Genomic DNA, 22,681 nt, shown 5'->3' on the forward strand with positions numbered 1-22,681 from the left:
CGAATTTTAGATTTTGATTCCGATTACAAGAATGTCATCCGTTTGCTCGGTTTGTTCTTGCCAATTTTCGATAAAATTGCGAAGGTGTGCGCCTTGATCCTCCATTGATTTGGTGTGTATCGAGAGTAATTCTTCTTTAAATTTTTTGGTCATGAGTTTTTTGCCAAGTGCATTAAACTGATCGGCATACCCATCGCTGGCGATATACACACAATTATTTTTTCCCAAGGAAAAAGTATGATTGGTAAACACTTTTTCTACCTCATAACTTAATCCGCCAATAGGAAATTTATTTGCCTTAGTTTCGAGGAGACTATTGTTTTGTATCAAATAAAGTGGGCGGTTTGCTCCTGCATATTCTACTAAAAACTCATTCGATGATTTTTGATAAAAGCTACAAATAGCAACATCCATTCCATCGCGTGATTGCGAATCTTGTTGAGTTTGCTTAAGTGAAGTATTGACTTCATCGTTCAATAAATTTAAAATACTTGCCGGTTCAGTGACGCCTTTTTCGTTTACGATTTGATTGAGCAATGTATTTCCAATCATGCTCATGAATGCACCCGGAACGCCGTGACCGGTGCAATCTACAGCGGCAATAATACTTTTACCATTTTTGTGCGTAAACCAATAAAAATCGCCGCTAACAATATTTCTGGGTTGAAATAAAATGAAGGAATCGGGCAGGTGCCACACAATTTCTTTTTTATCGGGGAGTATGGCTTCTTGAATACGCTGTGCGTAATTCACGCTATCCATAATTTCGGTATGCTTTTGTTCAATCTCCAGCTTGAGTTGATTAATTCTTTCCTTTTCCTTGTGGATGGCGGTACTTTGGCTCCACAACTTTTTTACTTTTTCATCTACTTTCGCTTTTTCGGCAGCGAGTTTTTCCTTTTCCAAAAGTAGTTTTTCATTCTCTTCGTCTACCCGTTTTTTTTCTTTGTAAACGGTTTCACTCATGGCGAAAAACTTTTTATTTTTTTCTTCCAGTTTTTGTTTTTCGGATTCGAGTTGTTGTTTTTCGGTGGTGTGGGAGCTAACAACTGCGCTAAGTTCAGTGACTTTTGTTTCGAGAGAAGCTTTTTCGGAACTGTGTTTTTCGCTTTGTTTTTTTGCTTTTTGGGAATGAAAATAGTTGAGCAGCACCATCACCAAAAAAAGTAAAACAAGAGGTAAAAATTGGTTTAGAAGTGCGCTCATGGCTGATTGTTTTGTTGCTGAGCCGCTTCTCGGTTATTCAAGAAATTTAGATAATTGTCGTAATACACATCTGCTTTTTTGTCGTTCTCAATTCCTTGTTTGGTTATCTGGTTGGATTTTTCCCAGAGGTGTTGCAAAGCCGGCGGATAAGCAGAAGAATAAATGCCGGGAGCAATTTTGTTTTTAAGTAAAATATAATGCAGGGAGGTTATTGAAAGACAAACAAAACTGATGCGAATTGACCAAAAAACACTCTTCCACCAAGCGGCAAGGGCTAGTTTTTTAAACTTCATAAACAGTAAGCAGGTGAGTAGAAAAATATGAATCGTAAATGAACCATAAACCAAAAGCTTACCTCCCGGCCAATGTTGTGTTAAAAAAAGATAACCTAAAATATTTAAGGAAACAAACAGATGTAGAAATAGCCGTGCCAACGTTGAATAGGGAAATTGTTTGATTTCAAAACGCAACATTCTCACAATGTAAATTAGTACAGGTATTATTAAAAGTGCTCCACAAACCGTAAGCTGTGCAGCGCCTGATAAGTGATATATTTTGTAAAAATTACCAAGGCAAAAAAAGGATAGAAAAAGGGTGAAATAATATTCAATTAATGGTGTTTTGTTAGTTTGTTTTCGTTCAGTAACAGTAATCCATAAGGGTATGAAAAGAGTAGGCCCGAAAAGCCCTGCAAGTGCCGTAAAAACAAATACCGCTTCCGGCAAATTAGCCTTATTAAAAAAGGCAAGCAAAAGCAAAAGGGAATATAAAATAAGAAAGCATTCTCTATAAATTGGTTTGTGTCGGATAAAAAGAAATGCAATACCGGCAAAACAACAACTAATTAAAAGCAATGAAATCCCGACTAGTTTTAGTCCATAATCATTGTGTGCCCAGTTGGCAAAGAAGCCGAGGATGCAGAGGCAAAGTAAAAGAATGATTCCATTTTGAATTTTAATTAGACTTTTCATGTTCTATGGTATTATTAGTCTGAGAATCTATCAAAATGCTCTACTTCGAACTCGTAATTTTGTGGGATATATGGACCATAATTACTCATTTCATAAAAATCCCAATAGTGCTCCATTATTTTCTTTTCAAAAGTTAATCGCCTTACAAATTCAGCGTGCAAAATTTCATTATAAAGATCTAATTCATTTACTCTAGAAACATATTCCGGAATATAGGAATAAGCCCTGTAATATGACCCGCTGGCTGCGATTCCACGAATAAAGTTATTAAGTGCTCTGGGTTTTAACTTATCATCAATATCTTTATAAATATTCATGGAAACATTATATAACGGCTGCCCTCCAATAGCTCCCAAGGCCCTAAAAAGTTTCATTCCAAATTTTGGTCGCTGCACAATTTCTTTAAATAAGGTATCTAAGTAAATAAAAGTATTTTCTGCTGAGCTTGATTCCTGCAAGGCGAAGCAAATATCAATAAGGGCATTTCGTTTATCCCAACTAGTTTCAAGACATCGCGTAATTTTAAAGGATGCGGCTTTTTGGTTGTGGATAGCAAGGTTTTTTGCGAGTTTTATAACCAATTGAGTGTTCACTTCTCCACGCGGTTCTTCTTGTTTTTGAAAATCTTTTGATAGGCGATCAGCTAACTTAGATTCATTGTAAATTTTCATTGCTTGTGAAGTATCACCCTCTTCAAAAGCTTTATCTATCCATATTAGATAAACAAAATACCTATTTATTAGATTGTCAGCAGTTATATTCTTATTAATTTCATTTAGTACTGTATTAAAATATTTATAATTTAGTTGTGGTTGCTGGTATGTATAATTATTGTATTTGTTTAAATTAGCGTATTGATATATAAACGTTTCGAGTGATTTTAAGTCATCTTCACTTTTATAAAGCGATGTCTTATTCTTTGAAATGAGATAATCAAAAAAGGGAAAGATTTTAGTTTTTTTAGTAGCACTATAAATATAATAAAGTGGTTTATATCCATTTTTACGAATTACAGTTGGATACAAAAAAGCGGTTGAGTTTGTGATTTTCTCAGCACTCTTATTCCTTTGTCCGGATTCCTGGTAAAAATTATAATCTTCATTTAAAAATTCTTGTTTAATTTTAGTGTAAAAATTCATTGCGGTATCAAAATATTCATTGGCTTTAACGGAATCGTTAGAATAATTTGAGGCGACAATTCCCAAAAACTTATAATGAAGTGCTAAATTCAAATTCAGCTGGTCAATCGATGTTTCTTTTGAGTTTTTAATATTTTTGAGAACAGCACTCCAGATAAAATCCAAATTGCATTTTTGTGTAACAAGTGGTATTAAATTTATTTGAAAAGGAAATCTTTCGTTAAGTATAATATCAATTTCCAATGGGCCATAAAAAATGTTATTCAAAAAAGATTCTAAAAATTGTTCCTTATCAGATCCAGAATAGTTAAAATAATTTGTCAAAAAACCATCAAAACCAGAATCTGTCAATTGGTTATATTTAACCAAGTAACAAATAATGTTTCCGATGCTTTGATTCCAGTAATTTTTATATTCACTGTTGTTTTTTGTGAGGCTATCAATACATTTATTAAGATTGTTGTAATCTCCTAGGCTTGCATAAAAATTGGCAAGAATTTGATAACCGCCTTTATGAGAAAGGTAGCCATTCCAAACTACTTGTATTTTTTCGGATTTTGGATAAAAGGCATTAAAATTTTTCAATCCTTTTTCTGTAAAGGGAGACAATTTGTCTAAAAATTTTTCAATCGTTTCAGGTTTGCAATTCGATAACGTAAGGAGCAATTCGGTGCTTTCATTGAATTGCTCTGTATTGATTGTTGATGGATGTTCAAGTGTTTGAAAAATATATTTTTCTAGGAATTCAACATGGCCCTTTATTACCGTATCAATAAATGCAGATGCACTTTGGTAATTAATGAAGGTGCATATTTTTAAAAATACATTTGTTCGTGATACAATTTTAGAAGCTTGTATTCTAGATTTATTTTCTTCTTTGGTAAGCACACTGTCCATGTATCTGACAATACGTTTAATGAGTGGATTCGCTTCGTTTTTTTCAGATATGTTGAAATTATTAATGAGGAGAAATGTTTCATTGGCTACATCAAAAGCCAGGGTGTCATTCTTAAGATTATTTAATATTTGCTCGGCACTTCCCGGATGAAGGCGCTCATAATTAACAAGAAATTTGGCCTTTACAATTTCCTTAACTTGATTAGAATGAAGCAGTGCCAATCCCTTCTCAGAGACGTCGTGAATAACATAGTCATTTTGTTTTCTTTTGAAATCAAAATAATAAAATGTACAAGCAGCAATTAAAAGCAATAAACCAAAATAGGCGATTAGTTTATTGGCCCCATACTTTATTACAGTGCGTGTAAAAAATAATTTTCGGGCACTTTTTTTAATGAACTCTTTCGATTGCTCTAATAGCACTTCCGCATGAGCTAGTTTTAATTCAAAAGGAATATCTTGTTCATTATATCGCGCAAGCCAGTATTTATTGGAGTTACAGGAAATATACCAGTTTTCAAAAAAGGTAAGGGAGCCAATTGGGAGCAGGTAACCGGCGTCTTTATCGCTATTAATCCAGCGTTGCAGTTGCTTGTTAAAATCCTGAAAGTTTAATAAATTATCGTGTTCCTCCTTTGCCCAAATTTTAAGGATGTCCCAGTTTCTGATGAGGCTCTCGTGGGTAATATCAAGTATGGTGTGCTTATGTGTTTTTAACGTATCCGGATCATCGGTGATAAAGGGCTTAATAAATGTGTTGCCTTGTTCTCGGAAAATATCAAGCACTTTTCCAACAATTTTTACATCAATTGCGGGATTGTTAATGATGTCACTTATTTCTTGCAAGGTCATTCTGTTCCGAACGGCTCTTGCATCGTCAATTTTAGTTAAACATTTAAATGTGCTTTGGATAATTTGTTTAGCGGTTTCGCTATCAATTTTTTCTTCGATGCTTGGATTTTTGACTTTGCATCTCGAAAAGGCAATTTCCAACAATTCATCTGCATGCGCATTTAGTATATTTTCGAGAGAGGGCTTTAAAAAAAGTTGTTTTTTAAACACCGGCAATTGTTGGAACCATGAATCGAATTTCCCCTTATCTTCTTTCGGCAATTCTGAAGAAGGCAATCCACCTACCATTGCATAATGAAGTAAGTCCATTTCCTCTTTTCCGTTCCCTGCAATTTTCCAGATTTGATTTAAGGCATGTTGTAAAATCGGCAATTGATCATAGCCTTCAGTAATATCAAACAACAAGCGTTGTGATAATCGGCTACTAATTGAATCTCCGTTTAATTGCGCCGGTTCCTCAATTACTTGTTGTATTTCACTGCGTTTTAAACGGGGAACAAAAAATTGTGAAAATCCAATGTACTCCGGCAATCCTCTAAACGCAGCACACTGTCCGATATAATCGGACCGCATCGTACAAATGATATAAATGGGAAGATCTTCGGCAAGCGCAGTTTTTGCAGTTTCAAGTAAAATATTTATTACAGCTTGCGATTCCACCGAAGCCATACCATTGTTGTAATTTTCACTGTTCGTGAAAAATTCTTCAAACTGATCTGCTATGATTAAAAGATTTGCGGCTTTGCGTTTTAATTGCTTCTTTTTAGCTTCATCAGCTTGCAGCCAAGCATCACCTTCAGGATGAATATAGAGTTGAGATTTTTTATAAAGATTAACTAAAGATGAAAATCCAAATCCCAACTCTTTTTTTAACTCATCAACACTTTCGTATTTAAAAAAATTATTGAGTGAACGGGCAAGGTTATCCAAAGGTGTGCGCTCCGGACGAAAATCGGCTACCGCCCAGCTGTTATATTTCGCTTTAAAAAGTCCTGCTTTTGCTTGTGGAACCACTCCGGCATACACCAGCGATGACTTACCATCTCCGGAAGCACCGGTAAGCATCATAAATTTTTTCTTTTCGAAGAGCTCAATTATGGTTTCAATATTGCGCTCCCTTCCTCGAAAGAAAATGGATTCATCATCGTTAAATGGGCGGAGACCGGGGTAGGGACAAATTCTTTCTTCTTCCATATAACTATGCTGTTAGGCTAATTACCTTATCATACTGCACCTTAATCTCCAGCGGAATTAATTCACCGGCAACAATTAAAGAAACCACTTTTGGCGCTCTAAATGTTTTATTCATATTCGTGTCGGGATCTTCATCCCCAATTAATAAAATAGGTGTGTGTGATGTTGCCCCGCCAATTTTTTTCCACACTTGCTGAGCAAAAGGCAATGCCCAATCGGCTGTTTCCTTAAAATAAATAACCGCTAATTTACTTTTTGAGATTTGTTGTTTACACAATTCTGAATAGTCAATATCGCTATCTTGAATAATGTTCAAATTTTCAACCGGCACAATGTCACTAAGCATATCCATAATTTCTTTGGCTTCGCTTTCATCGAGTTCATTCGAAACAAGGAAAATGTCCGTATGATTTAAGTTGTAAGCCACCTCCTCCTTCTTTTCCATAATGGAACGAATATCATCAACCAATTGAATAGCGGATCCTGAATTGGTGAAAATCATATTTTTGGTGATGTTGTTGCGTACCTCGGTAATAAATGCCAATTGCTGGTTATCGAGATTTAGGATATTTGTGGAAGGGGGAAGCCAAATAAATTGTCGAAAATCAGGTTTATTGGACAATGCTTTTTTTGCTTCTTCCAATTGCAGTTTTGCAAGTGAAACTCCATCACTCAACACAGGAGCATACTGTGGAAATAAAATATGTACCGAACAATGGGCAAGTGCAATTTGCGAAGTAAGTTCACTTGCATTCGCGCCGACATCAAATATTGCAGCATCAGGAATAGCAGTCATCCCTGCACTTTTAAGCACTTGAGCTAATTCGCTGCGAACGGCTAATTGTTCAGTTCCACATTGCGCCAGAAATACATTAATTTCATTGGTGGTCATATCCGTTCAAACGAAAAATTAATTTCAAGTATAAGAAATTTGAGGGGAAATGCAAAATGAAAAAATACCAGTTTAATCTGGCTTATTTTTATTTTGGTAAAATGGGTGAGAAATATTCGTAGCGAGTGTCTAGTAACAATTTTGGAAAGTATGATAATAGAAAACGGCAATTATAATTTAATGCGGATTAGAAAAGTTTGTTGGCTATAAAATTTTGGTTTAAGAACGTAAGGAAGCGGAACATATTCAGGCATTGTTCCTTTTTTTCCGACTATGGTTAATGTTCCATCGTCATTGACAGTTAATGCTAGTGGAAAACAGTTTGTTAGATCTTTAATTTTAGCACTTGTAATTTTACAACCAGCAGCACCCTGCACATCCTCCAAATTAAATTGAATAGGGTAAAAAGAAGCGCTGTTTTCTTCAAATAATCCAATAAGTTTTTCTTTTCCATCGGCACCGATTGCAAGGTTACCACCCAAGCATTCAATATCAGAGCCCTCTTCCATGTAATTGGATTTAATGGAATTTGATTGTGTATTAATTCGAGTCATAAAAATTCGACTGAAAATTTCACTCGAATTAATTTTATGATCCCTATTTCCACAAAAGGAAATTGAGTTTTCACCAATTAACAGCTGGCTTTGGATATCTAATAATGCAAATGATTCTGAAGGGTTAGACCCATCCCCGTTGAAAATTTGCCTAGAATAGGATGTTGAAAAAGCTAGAGCTCCATCGCTTAGGTTTCTATTTTCAATTAATAAATTGGGAACTTGATCCCTTAAAACAATAAATGATGTGGCATTTAGAAGTGCTAGTCTAACACCGTTTGTACTTAAAAAAAGAACTTGATGCCATATTTCTACGCCAGTATTATTCAAATTTAGGAAATGAAGATCGTTCAATTGACGAAACGCTACAATAGTTTGTTGTCCAACAAAAATCACATCAAAAAGAGTAATGGAATCTAAATCATTGGGGAGCATAACTTTCTTCTTTAAAAATAGCATTCCGTTTTTGTCATATTTGGATAGTTCCATAAAGTGCTTTGGGACAGTCGGGTTATTTGTATCCTTTATGGATTCAAAGACACACAACTCAGAAGTCTCATTAAAAGCAAATTTCACAGGGTTTTTTAAATAGGAAAGTTTGTTAGGATTAAATCCATGAAAGCAGTTTTCCTTGACCCAAGAGGCATCCCCCTCGTTGTTAATACTTTCAATTTTTCCGGTATTGTAATTCACCAGCAAGAAACTTTTATCGGGCGAACTAATAATTGCATCGGATGAAAAGCCCAATAATTTAAAATTAGAAATGTTATTTTCAACAGTATCTTCAGACTTTTTGCAACTTGCAAAAAATGCAATTAAAACACAAAGTAATAATGGGGTTCTTGATCTCATCTAAATTTTGACTTTACATTATAATGTAGAATAAATGCCAAAGAGAGCGATACATCAATTCGACTATAGGTTACATCATTGTCAACATAGTAGTAATTGTAAATCAACTCAGTATTTTCATATTTGTTTTCAGAATTAGTTAAATGGGTAGTTGCGTACAAATATTTTACTTCCAATGAAACCACCACCTGCTTGATTGTAAGACTGGAGCCAACAGCAGCACTTATCCCGTAAATTTTTTTATTTCGCATTTCTTTTACATCAATATTGTTCCGGGTTAAATTCTTTGTCTCAATAAATTGGGTTTGTATGTTTGTGCTTTGATAGTTTAATTCCACATTAGCCTGTGCTTGCCTCATTTTTGAATAATATCCACCTATAGATAAATAGGGACCCGTACCGTTATGCAGAATTGGACTAATATTACGTCCTAGCAATAATTTCGAGTCATCTTTTAAAATATACTTTTTTAAAGAAAGCCCTAATTCATTATTATAAATAATTTCAGAATACTTTAGATCAAAGTTGTTAATTCCCTTGCGAGTTAACTTTCTATTATATCCAACTTTATTATAGGCATAATCAAGGACCAATGCAAAATTGCCTTTAAGGTTTTCCTGAATATAAAATGCGTAGCAATAGCCTTTTATCATTTTGTAAGGGGCATCATAATTAGTGGAGTCAAATATTGAATACACTTTTTTTGTTGTAAAAATCGGAAATGTCCGAGCTACTTTTGCTCCAATAGAAGTACCAGGACTCACGGCAATGTAGCGCATGTTAGTATATAAATCTTCTTGGTATACATGTGGAGCCGGCTGATAATTCGGATAATATTTTATTAGTTTAGTAAATTCTTTATTTGCAGCTAGAGCGTCTTTCATCTCTAAAAAGGTTTGCCCCTTTAAAATTATCCAATTTTGATCATAAACATCATTGTAAATAGCATGGGGACCATTGAGAATGTTTAAGGCGTCTTCATATCGACCTTGATTATAAAAATTAAAGGCATCGATATAGTTTTTACCACTCACAATGGTATCCAAATTTTGCGCAATGCCTGTCTCGATTAAAATTACAAAAAGTAAGACCAGTTGAATCAGCTTCTTCATTTTCATTTAACTATTTCACGAGTTTTTTGATAGTCAATATCTTTTCCCACATATTTTTCCCATTCATCTATGGTTAAGTTTCTGCTCAGATTTGAATATAAATTATCGGCTAGTTTTGAAGAGGATAGTTCCCAGTCCCAAATCATTCTTCCTACACTACCACCGGCCATAAGTTTCGAATCGTTAATGAACAATAAGCAACGTACTTTATCATTCTGGTTTTTTAATACAATAGGTTTTGCATAATTATTTACTAAATCAAAAACCCGAATACTTTTATCGGCAATGGAGGCAGCTAAAAGCGTTTCAGAAGGATTGAAGGTAATATTTTCTATCGGAATAGTTCCTAAATCCAGCAATGTTGTTGTGATGTTAGTTGATAACTCGATGTAAAGTATTTTACCATTTGAGCACCCAATTATCAATGCATTTTTTTTATTCAATGGAGCTAAGCACAATGCATTACCTATCTTAGTCTTGTATATTGTTTGTGCTTGATTGGTCGTTATGTCGTATTTAATAATTTCACCTGAAGTGGTTCCATAATAAATTATTAAACCACTTGGAGATATCGCTAAAGCAGAAGTTATGCCGATTGATTTAAAATGTCCTAATTCTTTAAACGTATTTTTTTCAAATGCTCCATAATTGATTGTGCTATCTTGTTTTGCATAAACAAGTGCTGAACCGGAAGAATTATAAGCCGCAGAAATCATTTCATATTTTGTTGAAATGACTTGTGTAAAGGATGTTTGGTTGGATGCATTGGATAGCTGAGAAAGCAAAATTGTACCATCACGATATCCATTAATTATTTTTGTTGCGTCGGGACTTAGTAGTAAAAAAATTTTTGTTAAATTATCCTTTCCAGCCGGTACAGCAATACCTTTTTTCATTATAAATTCCCCATCCTCAGAGTAATATGCTGCTGTATCTAACCTCCCGGCGCAAACAATTTGGTTAGGAGAATTGGTACTTCCTTGATTTTTCAGTAGCGCCAAACTTTTTGGTTCACGAAAACTAAAACTATGAGAGCCGTATTTACTTCCAAAAAGAATTCCTTTGGGGTGATGAAACTTTGTATAGTAGGCTCTAAGAGCTTCATAAATAACAGGGTCCTGAACATTCTGATTGTTTTGTAATGTAAAATTATAAGCTTGCAAAGCGAGAAGCCCTTGCAATTCATTATCATTTTCCACCTGCGTAGATTTGAAAGCAAGATTTTGAGCCAGAGAAGCTAAGGTGAGTTGTTTTGCTTTTTGCTCCGCTGTGGTAGCTTTTTCATATAAATCAATTGCAATCGTTCTGTTTTTTTCGGCTTTTTCGGCTTCCAGAGTGGCAAGCACTGTTTGTTGTTCGGCACGCAACTTCTCTTGTTCCGCTACAATCTTTGCCATGAGCGCCTCTTGTTTTGCTCTATCTGAAGCATCTTTAGCCCTTAGCGCCTTGTTCTTTTCCTTTTCTGCAACTTGCCCATATTGCAAAGCTTTATTCTGCTGCCATTCAGCAATTCTTTTGTTCACCAAGGCAACTTCTTTGCTTTTTTCAGCTTCGAGTGTTTTTTGATTAGCAAGCTTTTCTTGTGCAAGCGCTTTTTGTCGTTCTATTAATGACCAAAAAGTAAACATGCTAAGAATTATAAAAGCAGCTGCAGCCAAGGAGCGTGTAAAATTTCTTTTTTGGCGAATGGCTCTTCTACTTTGAGAAAGAAAGCGATTTAATCCGATAATTTTAGTTTCGGCAAGGGCTAATTTTTCTTCCTGTTCTTTTTTACTTTCATCGTAGGTTGCCAACCAAAACTTATTGGGTTTAAACAAATCATTCCAGTTATAAAAATAGGAGAGGGGGCCTTGTGCTAATAAATAAGATTCCGATTCTTTGCTTACTAACCAGCGTTGAAATTGTTTTTCTATATCCAACCATGTATTATAATTATCAAACTCTTCAGTGGCCCATTCACTAAGTACGTCCCAGTTCCGAATAAGACTCTCGTGTGTAATGTCAATTACAGTATCTGCATTTAGTTTTAAGTTCGTATGATCATCATTTACAAAAGGCTCAATAAGCGTATTTCCTTGCAATCTAAAAATGCTCAGCACCACATCAACATCAGATTCTTGTATATTATAATCGTTAATAATGCTTGTTATTTCAGCTAAATTTGTAATTCTTCTAACAGCAATCCCCTTGTCTATAACTGTCAAACATTGAAAGGAAACTTTTACAATATGGTCAACAGTTTCTCGGCTAATTTTTTTTTGAGTAGCAGTATAATAATATTCAGGTAAAAATTCCAGCAATTCGTTTGCATGCGCATTTAATATATTATTTAGGGAGGGTTTTTCGAATAATTTTTTTTTGTAAGCCGGTAGAGAATTGAACCACTCTTCGTATTCTTTTTTTTCGGATATAGAAAGTAATTTAGGTGAAATTCCTCCAACTTTGGCAAGGTGTATTTTTCCAATTTCTTGATTCCCATTGTCAGCAATTTTCCACATTTTATTCAATGCATGTTGCAGAATGGGTAATTGGTCAAATCCCTCTCCTGTATGATTTAATAAGTATTGCACCAAGCTTTTGCTCACAGTGCCACCACTTAATTGTGCAGAGCCTTCAATTACTTGTTCGAGTTCTTGACGCTTCAATCGGGGAACAAAAAATTGAGAATACCCAATTGCTTCAGGGAGCCCTCGAAAGGCTGCACATTGACCTATATAATCGCTACGCATGGTACATACAACATATACAGGTAAATCCTGACTCACAGAAATTTTATATGTTTCAAGAATAAGATTAACCGTCTTAATGCTACCCTCTGAAGGAATGCCATTGGGGAAATTATCCGAATTCGTAAAAAATTCCTCAAACTGATCCACCAAAATAAGGAGGTTTGCAGCTTTGCGCTTTTGTGCTTTTTTTTCTGCATCGACGGCATTTAGCCACTTGGGCGAACTTTCATCTACGTAGTAAGTAGATGCTTTGTATAAATCCAAAAGCGCAGAAAAACCATATCCGAATTCCTTCTCAACAACTGTTTGGTTGGGTAATTGTAATTCTTTACAAAATGCGGCCGCAAAATTACTTAAGGGTTTACGTTCAGGTCTGAAGTTAACTACAAGCCAGTTATCGAATTTCGCTTTAAAAAAGCCAGCTTTAGCATACGGAATAACACCGGCGTACATAAGCGATGATTTTCCATCCCCGCTGGCGCCGTTAATCATTAAAAATTTTTTCTCACCAATCCGTTTAGCGATGCGCTCTATCTGCACCTCACGCCCTTTAAAGAAGATACTCTCCTCTTCATTAAAGGGTCTCAAACCCGGGTATGGACAAATTTTTTCTTGCATTTAATATTCTAGAACTGGCTTCGACTCCGCTCAGCCTGACAGTCATTTATTTTATTTTCAACTCCTAATGGCTTCGACTCCGCTCAGCCTGACATGCGTTTTTTGGTTAACTTAGTTTAATTCAACTCCCAATTGCTTCGACTCCGCTCAGCCTGACGTTTTTTTTAGTATTAAAAGAACATTCTACTTACGTAATCATTGTCAGTCTGAGCGTAGTCGAAGACCAAACGTGAACATTATCTACCACACAATTTTCAATCCTCCTTCGACTCCGCTCAGGAGGACATTTTTTTATTTTTTTTATAATTCATATAACTTGTTTCATTCTTACAAACAGAAAGCTCTTTTAATTTATCCCAATTGTTTGCAATTAATGCATCTTTCTTTTTTCTTGACCAACCTTTTATTTGTTTTTCCAATTCAATGGCTGTGCTAGGGTCAAAAAACTGTTCTAAGTATACTAATTTTACAGGCCTTCTCGAATAAGTATATGCACTAGGGTTTTCACCTTCATTATGTTCAGCAATTCTTCTGTCTATATCATTTGTTATTCCAGTATAGTAGCTTTTATCCGCACATTCCAAAATGTATGTAAAATAGTACTTTAACATGCTCTACTTTTCATTATCAGGCTTCGACTCCGCTCAGCCTGACAAGCGTTTTTATTTAATTTAGTTTAATTCAACTCCTCAATGGCATCAACTCCGCTCAGCCTAATATTCATTTATTTTATTTTCAACTCCCAATGGCTTCGACTCCGCTCAGCCTGACGTTTTTTTTTAGTATTCAAAGGACATTCTACTAACGCAATCAATGTCAGACTGAGCGTAGTCGAAGACCTAGTTTTTCATTTCAATAATTTTATCAAACTGCACTTTTATCTCAAGTGGTATTAATTCGCCTTGCACAATCATGCTAATTACTTGTGGGGCTTTAAATCTTTTTTCTTTATTTGTTTCAGGATTTTGATCTCCTATAACCAAAATAGGTGTTTGAGTGGCGGCTCCGCCTACATTTTTCCAAATCTGTTGGGCAAAAGGGATTGCCCATTCCGCCGATTCTTTAAAATAAACTACCGCTAAGCGACTAAGTGGAATTTGTTGACTGGTAATTTCTGCAAAATCTTTTTCTTCTTTGGATGAAATGGTCAATTTTTCTATTTGAGTCACATCACTAAGCATATCTGTAATTTCATCGGCAGTTGAATCATCAAGTATATTATTGATGAAAAATATATCCACTTTATTTAGTTGTAAATTGGGTTTGTCAATCACATCTATCATGGAACGTATGTCGTCAGCCAATTGAATTACCGAAGGTGTGGTAGTGTATGTCATATTAGCGGCAACATTATTCTGCACATCGTTTATGAACTCATTTTGTTTTTCATCCAATGTGGCATCATCTGCACTAAGCGGATGCCAAACAAAAATTTTAAAATTGGTTTTCCCGGAAGTTAACTCTTGTGCCTTTTTATACTCAAATTCAGGTTTGCTGATTTGATTTTCGGAAACTAATATTTCACCCGATGTATTTCCAATGAGGTGTATCGAGGAATGTGCTTTTGCCAAGGATTGCTGCACTTCCGATTTATATTCAGCTTCATCTTTAGGGCTTTTACCAAGTGGGATTACTTTAAATCCGGCCTTAAATAAAGTAAACATCAAATCTTCGCGAAATTGTTCGAGATCAGGAGTGGAATAAGCAAGGTAGATTATCTTTTCGCTCATGATGTAAAATTATTTCAATACTAAGTATTTTGATTTGAAAATCAAAATGCTAAACCCAGTATTAAAAATAGTAGGTCGCTAACATTGAATAATTTAGAAGTTTTGTGCAAAACTTAAACTTAAATTAATCTTATCAATAAAAATCACTTCCTCAACACAATCCTAAAAGTAGTTCCCCGTTCCAATTCTGAACTCTTCACAAAAATTTTCCCATCGTGATAATTTTCGATGATGCGCTGCGTAAGCGATAGGCCCAATCCCCAGCCTCTTTTCTTGGTTGTAAATCCGGGTTCAAAAATGGTTTTGTATTGCGATTTTGGAATTCCTTTTCCGGTATCACTGATATCAATATAGGCAAACTGCACCTGATCTGAAACCGTAATGTTTATTGCGCCTGTGCCCTCCATTGCATCCACTGCGTTGCGCAACAAGTTTTCAATAACCCATTCGAATAACGGTACACTAATTGGCGCATAAATTTCTTTTGATCCGGAGAGTGTAAACATCACTTTTTTTGAAGTCCGTGTCTTCATATAGTTCATGCTTTCCTGCAAGGTGTCGATTAAATTCTCTTTTTTCAAAACCGGTTGTGAGCCTATTTTTGAAAAGCGTTCGGTAATGGTTTCCAAGCGATGCACATCTTTTTCAATTTCTACACTTTCTTCCGATAAGCCTCTCGCTTTTAATAATTCAATCCAAGCAATAAGTGAGGATAGCGGAGTGCCCAACTGATGTGCGGTTTCTTTCGCCATTCCTACCCAAACCTGATTCTGCTCGGCTTTTCGTGCGGTGCTAAAAAGGGTATAGGCAATAATCATAAACAAACCAATAATTCCAAATTGCACAAAAGGATAATATTTTAACTGTGTAAGCAAAAAAGAATCCTTGTAAAAAATATAATTCTTTTCACCATTTCCCAATTCTACTGCAAGCGGTGTGTTTGCTGCAGCCATGTTAGTTATTAGTTTTTTTACATTTTCGGGAGAGCTAATTTGACTCGTATCGATGTTGCCGTAGTAAATTATTTGCTGTTGTTTTTGATCGGTATACAGCACAGGAACCGATGCTGAATTTATTACCACTTCTGAAATAAACGATTTTATCAAATCATCCAATACGATTTTTAATTCCGAAAAGAGCTTTGAGTCCTTGTAATAGAGATAGTTTTTTTTATTTCCGGAAAGTTTTATTTCGATTGGAGGCTGCAGTGCACTCATCAATTTTATTTGTTCCGCCAAATAGTTTTCATCATTGGCTTTCGCCGAATCTAAATTTCGGGAAGAAATAATTTTATTGTGCTCATCGGTTAGTATTACCGGCACCGATTCGTTGTTTTTAATTACCTCAAAAATAAAACTCAAATCCCCTACATCCAAATTAGGATTGGCCAATTTTTTACTTCCCTCTGCCCATAATTCAACCTTCTTGCGTTCTTCAGTTTTAAGTCGGTCAAATAAACTATTGGTATACTTTACTAAGTTGGCTTTTTTTTGAATGGCTTCGGCCCACAACTTCACTTTTGTGCGCTCTTCTAAAGCTATTTTATTTGCTAAGATATTCGTGTACCACAACGAAACCACTACAATTAGTAGGGCTACAGCAACCAACCAAATTTTCCAACTCTGCTTTCTCTGGTAAATACTCATACGCTAATTTAAGTCCAACATGTATCCGGGAATTCGGAATTTCTTTTCAGTGAGCGTTCACTAAAGTACTTCTTTGCTTTTTATTTTACAAAAAAGATTGATTGACCTACAAAATAAAACGGTGAATGTATAAAATGTCCCAGTACAGGATAGAAACAACATAATTGCACCCAAAGTGAAATTTTGTACGAACAGAAAGTTGCTAAAATTTCAAATTTTTGTCTTTTTAAAAGGGGTGTGAAGGCAGCATTCTCAAATTTATTTTATAATATTAACCTCAAATAAATTGTTTCTACTATGAAAAAAATAATCCTGTTAGGCACTTGCTTAATTGCCTCCTTATCCATTCTTACTGCCCAACCTAAACTTATCGAAAGGGTTTCCAAGCAAGGAAATGAAGTTGTTATTCCATATGAAAAATATGTCTTGCCGAATGGGCTCACCATTGTTTTACACGAAGACCATTCCGACCCGGCAGTATATGTTGATGTTACCTATCACGTAGGTTCAGCACGCGAAGAAATTGGTCGCTCCGGATTTGCGCATTTCTTCGAACACATGATGTTTCAAGGTTCCGACCACGTGGGCGATGATCAACATTTTAAAATTGTATCGGAAGCAGGTGGTAACTTGAACGGAACCACAAACAGTGATCGCACCAATTATTTCGAAACCATGCCGAGCAATCAACTCGAAATTGCATTATGGTTGGAGGCCGACCGAATGGGCTTTTTACTGGATGCGGTAACACAAAAGAAATTTGAAATTCAACGCTCCACTGTTAAAAACGAACGTGGGCAAAATTATGATAATCGTCCCTATGGATTGGTTAATGAAAAACTGTATCAAGCCATGTATCCATACGGACATCCTTATTCCTGGTCAACCATTGGCTATTTAGCGGATTTGGATCGGGTAGATGTAACCGATTTAAAGCAATTTTTCCTTCGCTGGTACGGCCCTAACAATGCAACCTTAACCGTTGCCGGGGATGTTAAACCGGCTGAAGTGTTGAAATTGGCCGAAAAATATTTTGGTAGTATACCACAATGCCCTGCTGTAAAAAATCAAGTTCCGGTAGAGGTAAAATTGGATAAAGACAGATACATTTCGTACGAGGATAATATTAAATTTCCACTCATTGTGTTAGCCTATCCAACCATTCCGGCGCGTCATGCGGATGAAGCTGCATTGGATATTTTAGCAGAAGTATTTGGACAAAGTAAAAATTCGGTCATCTATCAAAACCTTGTAAAAACGCAAAAAACGGTGCAATCAAGTGCTGAACATGGATGCCGCGAATTATCAGGTAGTTTTGAAGTGAGTGGAGTGGCCTCGCCGGGTAATTCACTTGCAGATATCGAAAAAATAATTCGAAGTTCTATGGAAGAATTCGAAAAGAAGGGCGTTTCTGACGAAGATTTAAAACGCTTTAAAGCAAGCTATGAATCAAATACCATTAACGGCTTAAATAGTGTGCGTGGTAAGGGTGCGCAGCTTGCCTTTTACCAAACCTTTACCGGAAATCCTAATTTTATTAAAGACGATATGGCGCGTTACCTTAAAGTAACTAAAGAGGACGTGATGCGTGTATACAAACAATATGTAAAAAATAAACCTGCTGTAATATTAAGTGTATATCCAAAAGGGAAAGCCGATATGAAAGCACATGCCGATAATTTTACACCGCCAGTAATTAATCCCAATGACGCTGATCACGCAGAATACAAAGGTCTAGTGTATAAAAAAGCAGTGGATACTTTCGACCGCAGCAAAAAGCCGCTTGCTGGAGACAATCCGGTTGTAAAAGTTCCTGAATTGTGGCAAGAAACCTTTGGCAATGGACTTAAAATAATTGGCAGCCAAAGTGACGAAATTCCTTCTGTAACATTGCAGTTAACTATTGAAGCGGGGCACCGTTTGGAGGAAAAATCAAAATCAGGTATTGCGCAAATTATGGGTGATATTATGAAAGAGTCTACTCAAAATCATACCGCCGAACAAATGGAAGATGCGCTTGCAAAATTAGGAAGCAGCATTGACATTGCTTCGGGCGCAAATGAATTAACGGTTACCATTTCTTCCTTGACCAAAAATTTGGATGAAACGTTAAAACTCGCTGAAGAGATTTTATTCCGCCCAAAATTTGACAAGGAAGATTTTGATTTGGTGAAAACGCAAAAGCTTCAAGCAATAGCCAATCAAGTAACCCAACCGGTTGTAGTGGCCAACAATGTATTTAATAAATTGCTTTATGGTGATAACAGTATCATGTCGATACCGGCCGGTGGTACAACTGCATCGGTTACTTCCATTAGCCTCGAAGATTTAAAAGCGTATTACGAGAAAAATTTCTCACCCAATATTTCCAGCCTGGTTGTAGTGGGTGATATTAGTAAAGATGCAGTGGTTAAAAAATTGGATTTTCTAAAAAATTGGAAATCCAAAAACGTTGTTTTGCCAAAGGAGGATCCAATTCCTACAGTTGATAAAACAAAAATTTACCTCATCAATAAAGACAAAGCTGCACAGTCGGAAATACGAATCGGATACATGAGCATGCCTTATGATGCAACTGGCGATTTTTACAAATCTAACCTTATGAATTTCACATTAGGAGGTGCTTTCAACAGTCGTATCAACATGAATTTAAGAGAGGACAAAGGCTATACCTATGGCGCACGCTCAAGCTATAATGGCGGCAAATACACTGGGCCATTTATTGCAGCTGCAGGAGTAAGGGCCGATGCAACTGACAGCTCCATGGTGGAATTTATAAAGGAAATAAATAATTATTCAGCAGCCGGAATTACCGATGAGGAATTAGCATTTACCAAAAATTCAATTGGATTATCGGATGCATTAAAATACGAAACACCTGCTCAAAAAGCAGTGTTTTTAAAACGCATTTCCGATTATAACTTAAGTGCAGACTTTGTGGATAAGCAAAATAATATCCTGAAAGACATTAGCAAAGATGAGATTAACCGACTTGCAAAAGATAAACTTCCAATGGAGAAAATGGTTATCACTGTGGTGGGAGACAAAAAATTGGTGTACGATGGCTTATCTAAATTGGGATATGAAATCATTGAAATGGATGCCGATGGAAAAGTGCTCAACGATAAAAACAATCAACCCTTATATCCCGGCGATAAAAAGTAATTAGCATGAAGAAATTCTTGTTGCTTTCCTTAATTTGTTTTGTTTCGTTGTTTGCTCATGCACAAAACGCTAAAAATGCAAGCGCTGCAAATACACGCTATACCTACGACTCGGTATTGTATGAAAATTTAAAATACCGATTGGTGGGCCCCTTTCGAGGTGGAAGAAGCGCCGCAGTGTGTGGTGATTTTAAGCGCAAAAATGTATTTTATTTTGGAGCTACCGGCGGTGGTGTTTGGAAAACACAGGATGGTGGAAGTAACTGGAAAAATATCAGTGATAAATATTTTGGTGGTAGCATAGGTAGTGTTGTCATTGCTCCTAGCGATGCTTCTATCTTATATGTGGGTACCGGTGAAAACACCTTGCGTGGAAATGTGAGCGAAGGCAACGGTATGTGGAAGACGGAGGACGGCGGAAGAACTTGGAAAAATATAGGGTTAAAAGATTCGCGCCACATTACTCGTATTGTTATTCATCCTAAAAATCCAGACATGGTATGGGCAGCTTGCACCGGGCATCTCTTTGGACCTTCACAAGAGAGAGGTGTTTACAAAACAACGGATGGAGGAAAAACATGGAGACGCGTGTTGTTTAGCAACGAAAATGCCGGTGCAATAGATTTGATTGCTGATCCAACAAATCCTGCCATCCTTTATGCGAGCACCTGGCGCGTTCGGCGCACACCCTACAGTTTGGAAAGTGGTGGCGAAGGTAGCGCGCTCTGGAAGAGTATTGACGGGGGTGAAAACTGGAAAGTTATTTCTCGCAACAAAGGTCTTCCCAAAGATACTATTGGAATTATTGGAATAACAGTTTCTCCATCAAATCCCGATAAATTATATGCCATTATAGAGTCGCGTACAGGTGGTGTTTTTGCTTCCGCGGATGGGGGCGAAACTTGGACAAAGACTTCGGAAAGCAGCGAAGTGCGTCAACGTTCTTGGTATTTCAGCAAAATATTTTGTGATCCCAAAAATGAAAATACTGTATACATCTGCAACGTAGGCTTTCATCGCTCTAAGGATGGCGGTAAAACATTTACACAAATCAATACACCCCATGGAGATCACCACGATTTTTGGATTGATCCTGAAGATTCCCAACGCATGATTGTTGCGGATGATGGGGGTGCGCAAATTAGCTTTGATGGTGGAAATTACTGGAGTACTTATCACAATCAACCCACCTCGCAATTTTACAGAGTAAGCACCGATACACATTTCCCATACCGAATTCTTGGTGCACAACAAGATAATTCTACCGTGCGCATTATGAGTCGAACTTATGCGGGTTCCATTACCGAAAATGATTGGTCCTCTACAGCAGGATTTGAATCAGGTTTTGTAGTTGCCGACCCACTTAATCCGGATGTAGTGTATGGTGGAAATTATGGCGGCTATATTTCTCGTTTGGATCATAAAACGGGCGAAAACAGAACCGTGAGTGTTTGGCCCGAAAGCCCCATTGGTAGTGGTGCCGATGCGCTTAAATACCGTTTTCAATGGAATTTTCCAATCTTCTTTTCGCCGCACAACCCAAAGCGAATTTATGCCTGTGGCAATGTGCTGTTTAAATCCGAAAATGAAGGCGCCAGTTGGGAAGCAATTAGCCCTGACTTAACTACAAACGACAAAAGTAAGCAAGCTGCGAGCGGGGGAATCATTACTAAAGACAATACCAGTGTGGAATATTATTGTACTCTTTTTGCAGCGGCTGAATCACATTTAGAAAAGGATTTACTTTGGGTGGGAAGTGATGACGGTTTGGTAAATGTTTCAAAAGATGCTGGACAACATTGGGAAAATGTTACTCCAAAAGGTATTCCTGCCTGGATGATGTGGAACAGCATTGAAATTGATCCTTATAAAAAAGGCGCAGCTTACCTTGTCGGGACGCGCTACAAATTAGACGATTACACACCTTATTTGTTTAAAACCGAAGACTACGGAAAGAGCTGGAAAAAAATAACAAACGGAATTGCTTCCAATCATTTTACCAGAGTGCTAAGAGCGGATAACGTGCGTAGTGGTTTGCTTTATTGCGGTACTGAATTCGGAATGTATATATCGTTTGATGATGGCGCTACATGGAAATCTTTTCAGCAAAATTTGCCCTTGGTTTCCATCACCGATTTAACCCTAAAAGAAAACGATCTGATAGTGGCTACACAAGGAAGATCATTTTGGGTACTAGATGATTTGAGTGCCTTACAGCAAATGTCAAGCGGAATAACTGCTAAAAATATATTCGCATTCACTCCGCGCGCTGTTTATCGCACGGATGGATATGTAAATGCTAACCCCGGTAATGCCGGAATCAATCCACCCAACGGTTTAGTGCTGGATTATTTTTTGAAGGATTTTTCAGATACTGCTTTTCTTAAAATTGCGTTATACGATAAGGAATCAAAACTAATCCGAAGCTTTAATACAAAAGCTGATAAGGAAGAAAAAATGGAAGCGAAAAAGGGGATGAATCGCTTTGTTTGGGATTTGTACTATCCTCCTGCTGAAAAAATTGAGGATATGATTTTATGGTCAGGTTCAATAGGTGGACCAAAAGCGGCTCCCGGGAATTATTCTGCAGTTATTAAAAGTAGAACCGACTCCGTGCGTATTAACTTTACGGTAGTAGCGGATCCCAATTATAAAATTTCGCAAAGCGAGTATGAAGCACAATTTAAATTTCTCTTAAAGACCCGCGATAAATTTTCGGAAACGCAAAAGGGAATAAAACAGATTCGCGAATTTCGTCAACAAATTAATGGGCTAAACGCCAGACTGGCTAAGGATTCTACGCTTAAGGCAGTAAAAAGTACCGGCGATAGCATCGTTAAAAAATTAACCCGTATCGAAGAAACCTTATATCAAACAAAAGTAAAAAGTGGTCAAGATGTGTTGAATTATCCCATACGCTTAAACGATAAATTATCGGCTGTATACGATGCCGCAAACAGCGGGTATATGGCACCAAGTAAGCAAGTGCAAGAAGTGTATGAAGTGCTTGCATCACAAATTGATGCGGAGTTAGCTAAGCTAAAAGTGATTAAGGAAATAGATGTGAAAAAATTAAACGCACTCTTAAAAGAGAAAGATGTGCCGTTTATTTATTTAAAATAAGC

General features: G+C 36.5%; 12 protein-coding genes. 2 read left to right on the forward strand and 10 right to left on the reverse strand.

The window, feature by feature from the left end:
- Positions 1-6 precede the first annotated feature (6 nt).
- From IPP32_04830 to IPP32_04875, 10 genes are all read right to left on the reverse strand, one after another.
- On the reverse strand, positions 7-1,206 hold the full coding sequence (locus tag IPP32_04830) for a SpoIIE family protein phosphatase (GenBank protein MBL0047409.1): 1,200 nt from the start codon (positions 1,204-1,206) through the stop codon (positions 7-9).
- Positions 1,203-2,177, reverse strand: a complete 975-nt coding sequence (locus IPP32_04835; GenBank protein MBL0047410.1) for a hypothetical protein — start codon at positions 2,175-2,177, stop codon at positions 1,203-1,205. The genes IPP32_04830 and IPP32_04835 overlap by 4 nt, the downstream gene beginning before the upstream one ends.
- Positions 2,178-2,191: 14 nt before the next feature.
- Entirely contained in the window at positions 2,192-6,259 is a 4,068-nt protein-coding gene (locus IPP32_04840; GenBank protein MBL0047411.1) for a hypothetical protein, read from the reverse strand.
- Between the two features lie 4 nt (positions 6,260-6,263).
- Positions 6,264-7,151: a hypothetical protein gene (locus tag IPP32_04845; GenBank protein ID MBL0047412.1), complete on the reverse strand. Its 888-nt coding sequence runs from the start codon at positions 7,149-7,151 to the stop codon at positions 6,264-6,266.
- Between the two features lie 170 nt (positions 7,152-7,321).
- Positions 7,322-8,557 carry a hypothetical protein gene (locus IPP32_04850; protein MBL0047413.1) on the reverse strand — a complete coding sequence of 412 codons (1,236 nt, stop codon included), beginning with the start codon at positions 8,555-8,557 and terminating at the stop codon, positions 7,322-7,324.
- Complete coding sequence (locus tag IPP32_04855; GenBank protein MBL0047414.1) at positions 8,554-9,669, reverse strand: hypothetical protein; 1,116 nt, start codon at positions 9,667-9,669, stop codon at positions 8,554-8,556. The genes IPP32_04850 and IPP32_04855 overlap by 4 nt, the downstream gene beginning before the upstream one ends.
- Positions 9,670-9,671: 2 nt before the next feature.
- Positions 9,672-13,016, reverse strand: coding sequence for a hypothetical protein (locus IPP32_04860; protein ID MBL0047415.1), 3,345 nt, complete (start codon positions 13,014-13,016; stop codon positions 9,672-9,674).
- A 275-nt stretch (positions 13,017-13,291) separates the two neighbouring features.
- Positions 13,292-13,627 (reverse strand): GIY-YIG nuclease family protein, encoded by a 336-nt coding sequence (locus IPP32_04865; protein ID MBL0047416.1) that lies wholly within the window; start codon positions 13,625-13,627, stop codon positions 13,292-13,294.
- A 228-nt stretch (positions 13,628-13,855) separates the two neighbouring features.
- Positions 13,856-14,746 (reverse strand): hypothetical protein, encoded by an 891-nt coding sequence (locus IPP32_04870; GenBank protein ID MBL0047417.1) that lies wholly within the window; start codon positions 14,744-14,746, stop codon positions 13,856-13,858.
- Positions 14,747-14,889: 143 nt separating this feature from the next.
- A complete protein-coding gene (locus tag IPP32_04875) occupies positions 14,890-16,392 on the reverse strand; it encodes a HAMP domain-containing histidine kinase (GenBank protein ID MBL0047418.1) in 1,503 nt (500 codons plus the stop codon).
- A 297-nt stretch (positions 16,393-16,689) separates the two neighbouring features.
- Here IPP32_04875 and IPP32_04880 point away from each other — a divergent pair, with 297 nt between their 5' ends.
- The gene (locus tag IPP32_04880; GenBank protein ID MBL0047419.1) at positions 16,690-19,557 is read left to right on the forward strand and encodes an insulinase family protein; all 2,868 of its coding nucleotides are present in this window, start codon (positions 16,690-16,692) and stop codon (positions 19,555-19,557) included.
- Positions 19,558-19,562: 5 nt separating this feature from the next.
- The gene (locus IPP32_04885; GenBank protein MBL0047420.1) at positions 19,563-22,679 is read left to right on the forward strand and encodes a glycosyl hydrolase; all 3,117 of its coding nucleotides are present in this window, start codon (positions 19,563-19,565) and stop codon (positions 22,677-22,679) included.
- The last annotated feature ends 2 nt before the right edge of the window (positions 22,680-22,681 follow it).

The organism is Bacteroidota bacterium (genome assembly GCA_016721765.1).
In the GTDB taxonomy this organism is placed as follows: domain Bacteria; phylum Bacteroidota; class Bacteroidia; order UBA4408; family UBA4408; genus UBA4408.

Coding starts and splice junctions, on each gene's coding strand:
- IPP32_04830 (MBL0047409.1), bottom strand. CDS start 1,206: ATGAGCGCACTTCTAAACCAATTTTTACCTCTTGTTTTACTTTTTTTG.
- IPP32_04835 (MBL0047410.1), bottom strand. CDS start 2,177: ATGAAAAGTCTAATTAAAATTCAAAATGGAATCATTCTTTTACTTTGC.
- IPP32_04840 (MBL0047411.1), bottom strand. CDS start 6,259: ATGGAAGAAGAAAGAATTTGTCCCTACCCCGGTCTCCGCCCATTTAAC.
- IPP32_04845 (MBL0047412.1), bottom strand. CDS start 7,151: ATGACCACCAATGAAATTAATGTATTTCTGGCGCAATGTGGAACTGAA.
- IPP32_04850 (MBL0047413.1), bottom strand. CDS start 8,557: ATGAGATCAAGAACCCCATTATTACTTTGTGTTTTAATTGCATTTTTT.
- IPP32_04855 (MBL0047414.1), bottom strand. CDS start 9,669: ATGAAGAAGCTGATTCAACTGGTCTTACTTTTTGTAATTTTAATCGAG.
- IPP32_04860 (MBL0047415.1), bottom strand. CDS start 13,016: ATGCAAGAAAAAATTTGTCCATACCCGGGTTTGAGACCCTTTAATGAA.
- IPP32_04865 (MBL0047416.1), bottom strand. CDS start 13,627: ATGTTAAAGTACTATTTTACATACATTTTGGAATGTGCGGATAAAAGC.
- IPP32_04870 (MBL0047417.1), bottom strand. CDS start 14,746: ATGAGCGAAAAGATAATCTACCTTGCTTATTCCACTCCTGATCTCGAA.
- IPP32_04875 (MBL0047418.1), bottom strand. CDS start 16,392: ATGAGTATTTACCAGAGAAAGCAGAGTTGGAAAATTTGGTTGGTTGCT.
- IPP32_04880 (MBL0047419.1), top strand. CDS start 16,690: ATGAAAAAAATAATCCTGTTAGGCACTTGCTTAATTGCCTCCTTATCC.
- IPP32_04885 (MBL0047420.1), top strand. CDS start 19,563: ATGAAGAAATTCTTGTTGCTTTCCTTAATTTGTTTTGTTTCGTTGTTT.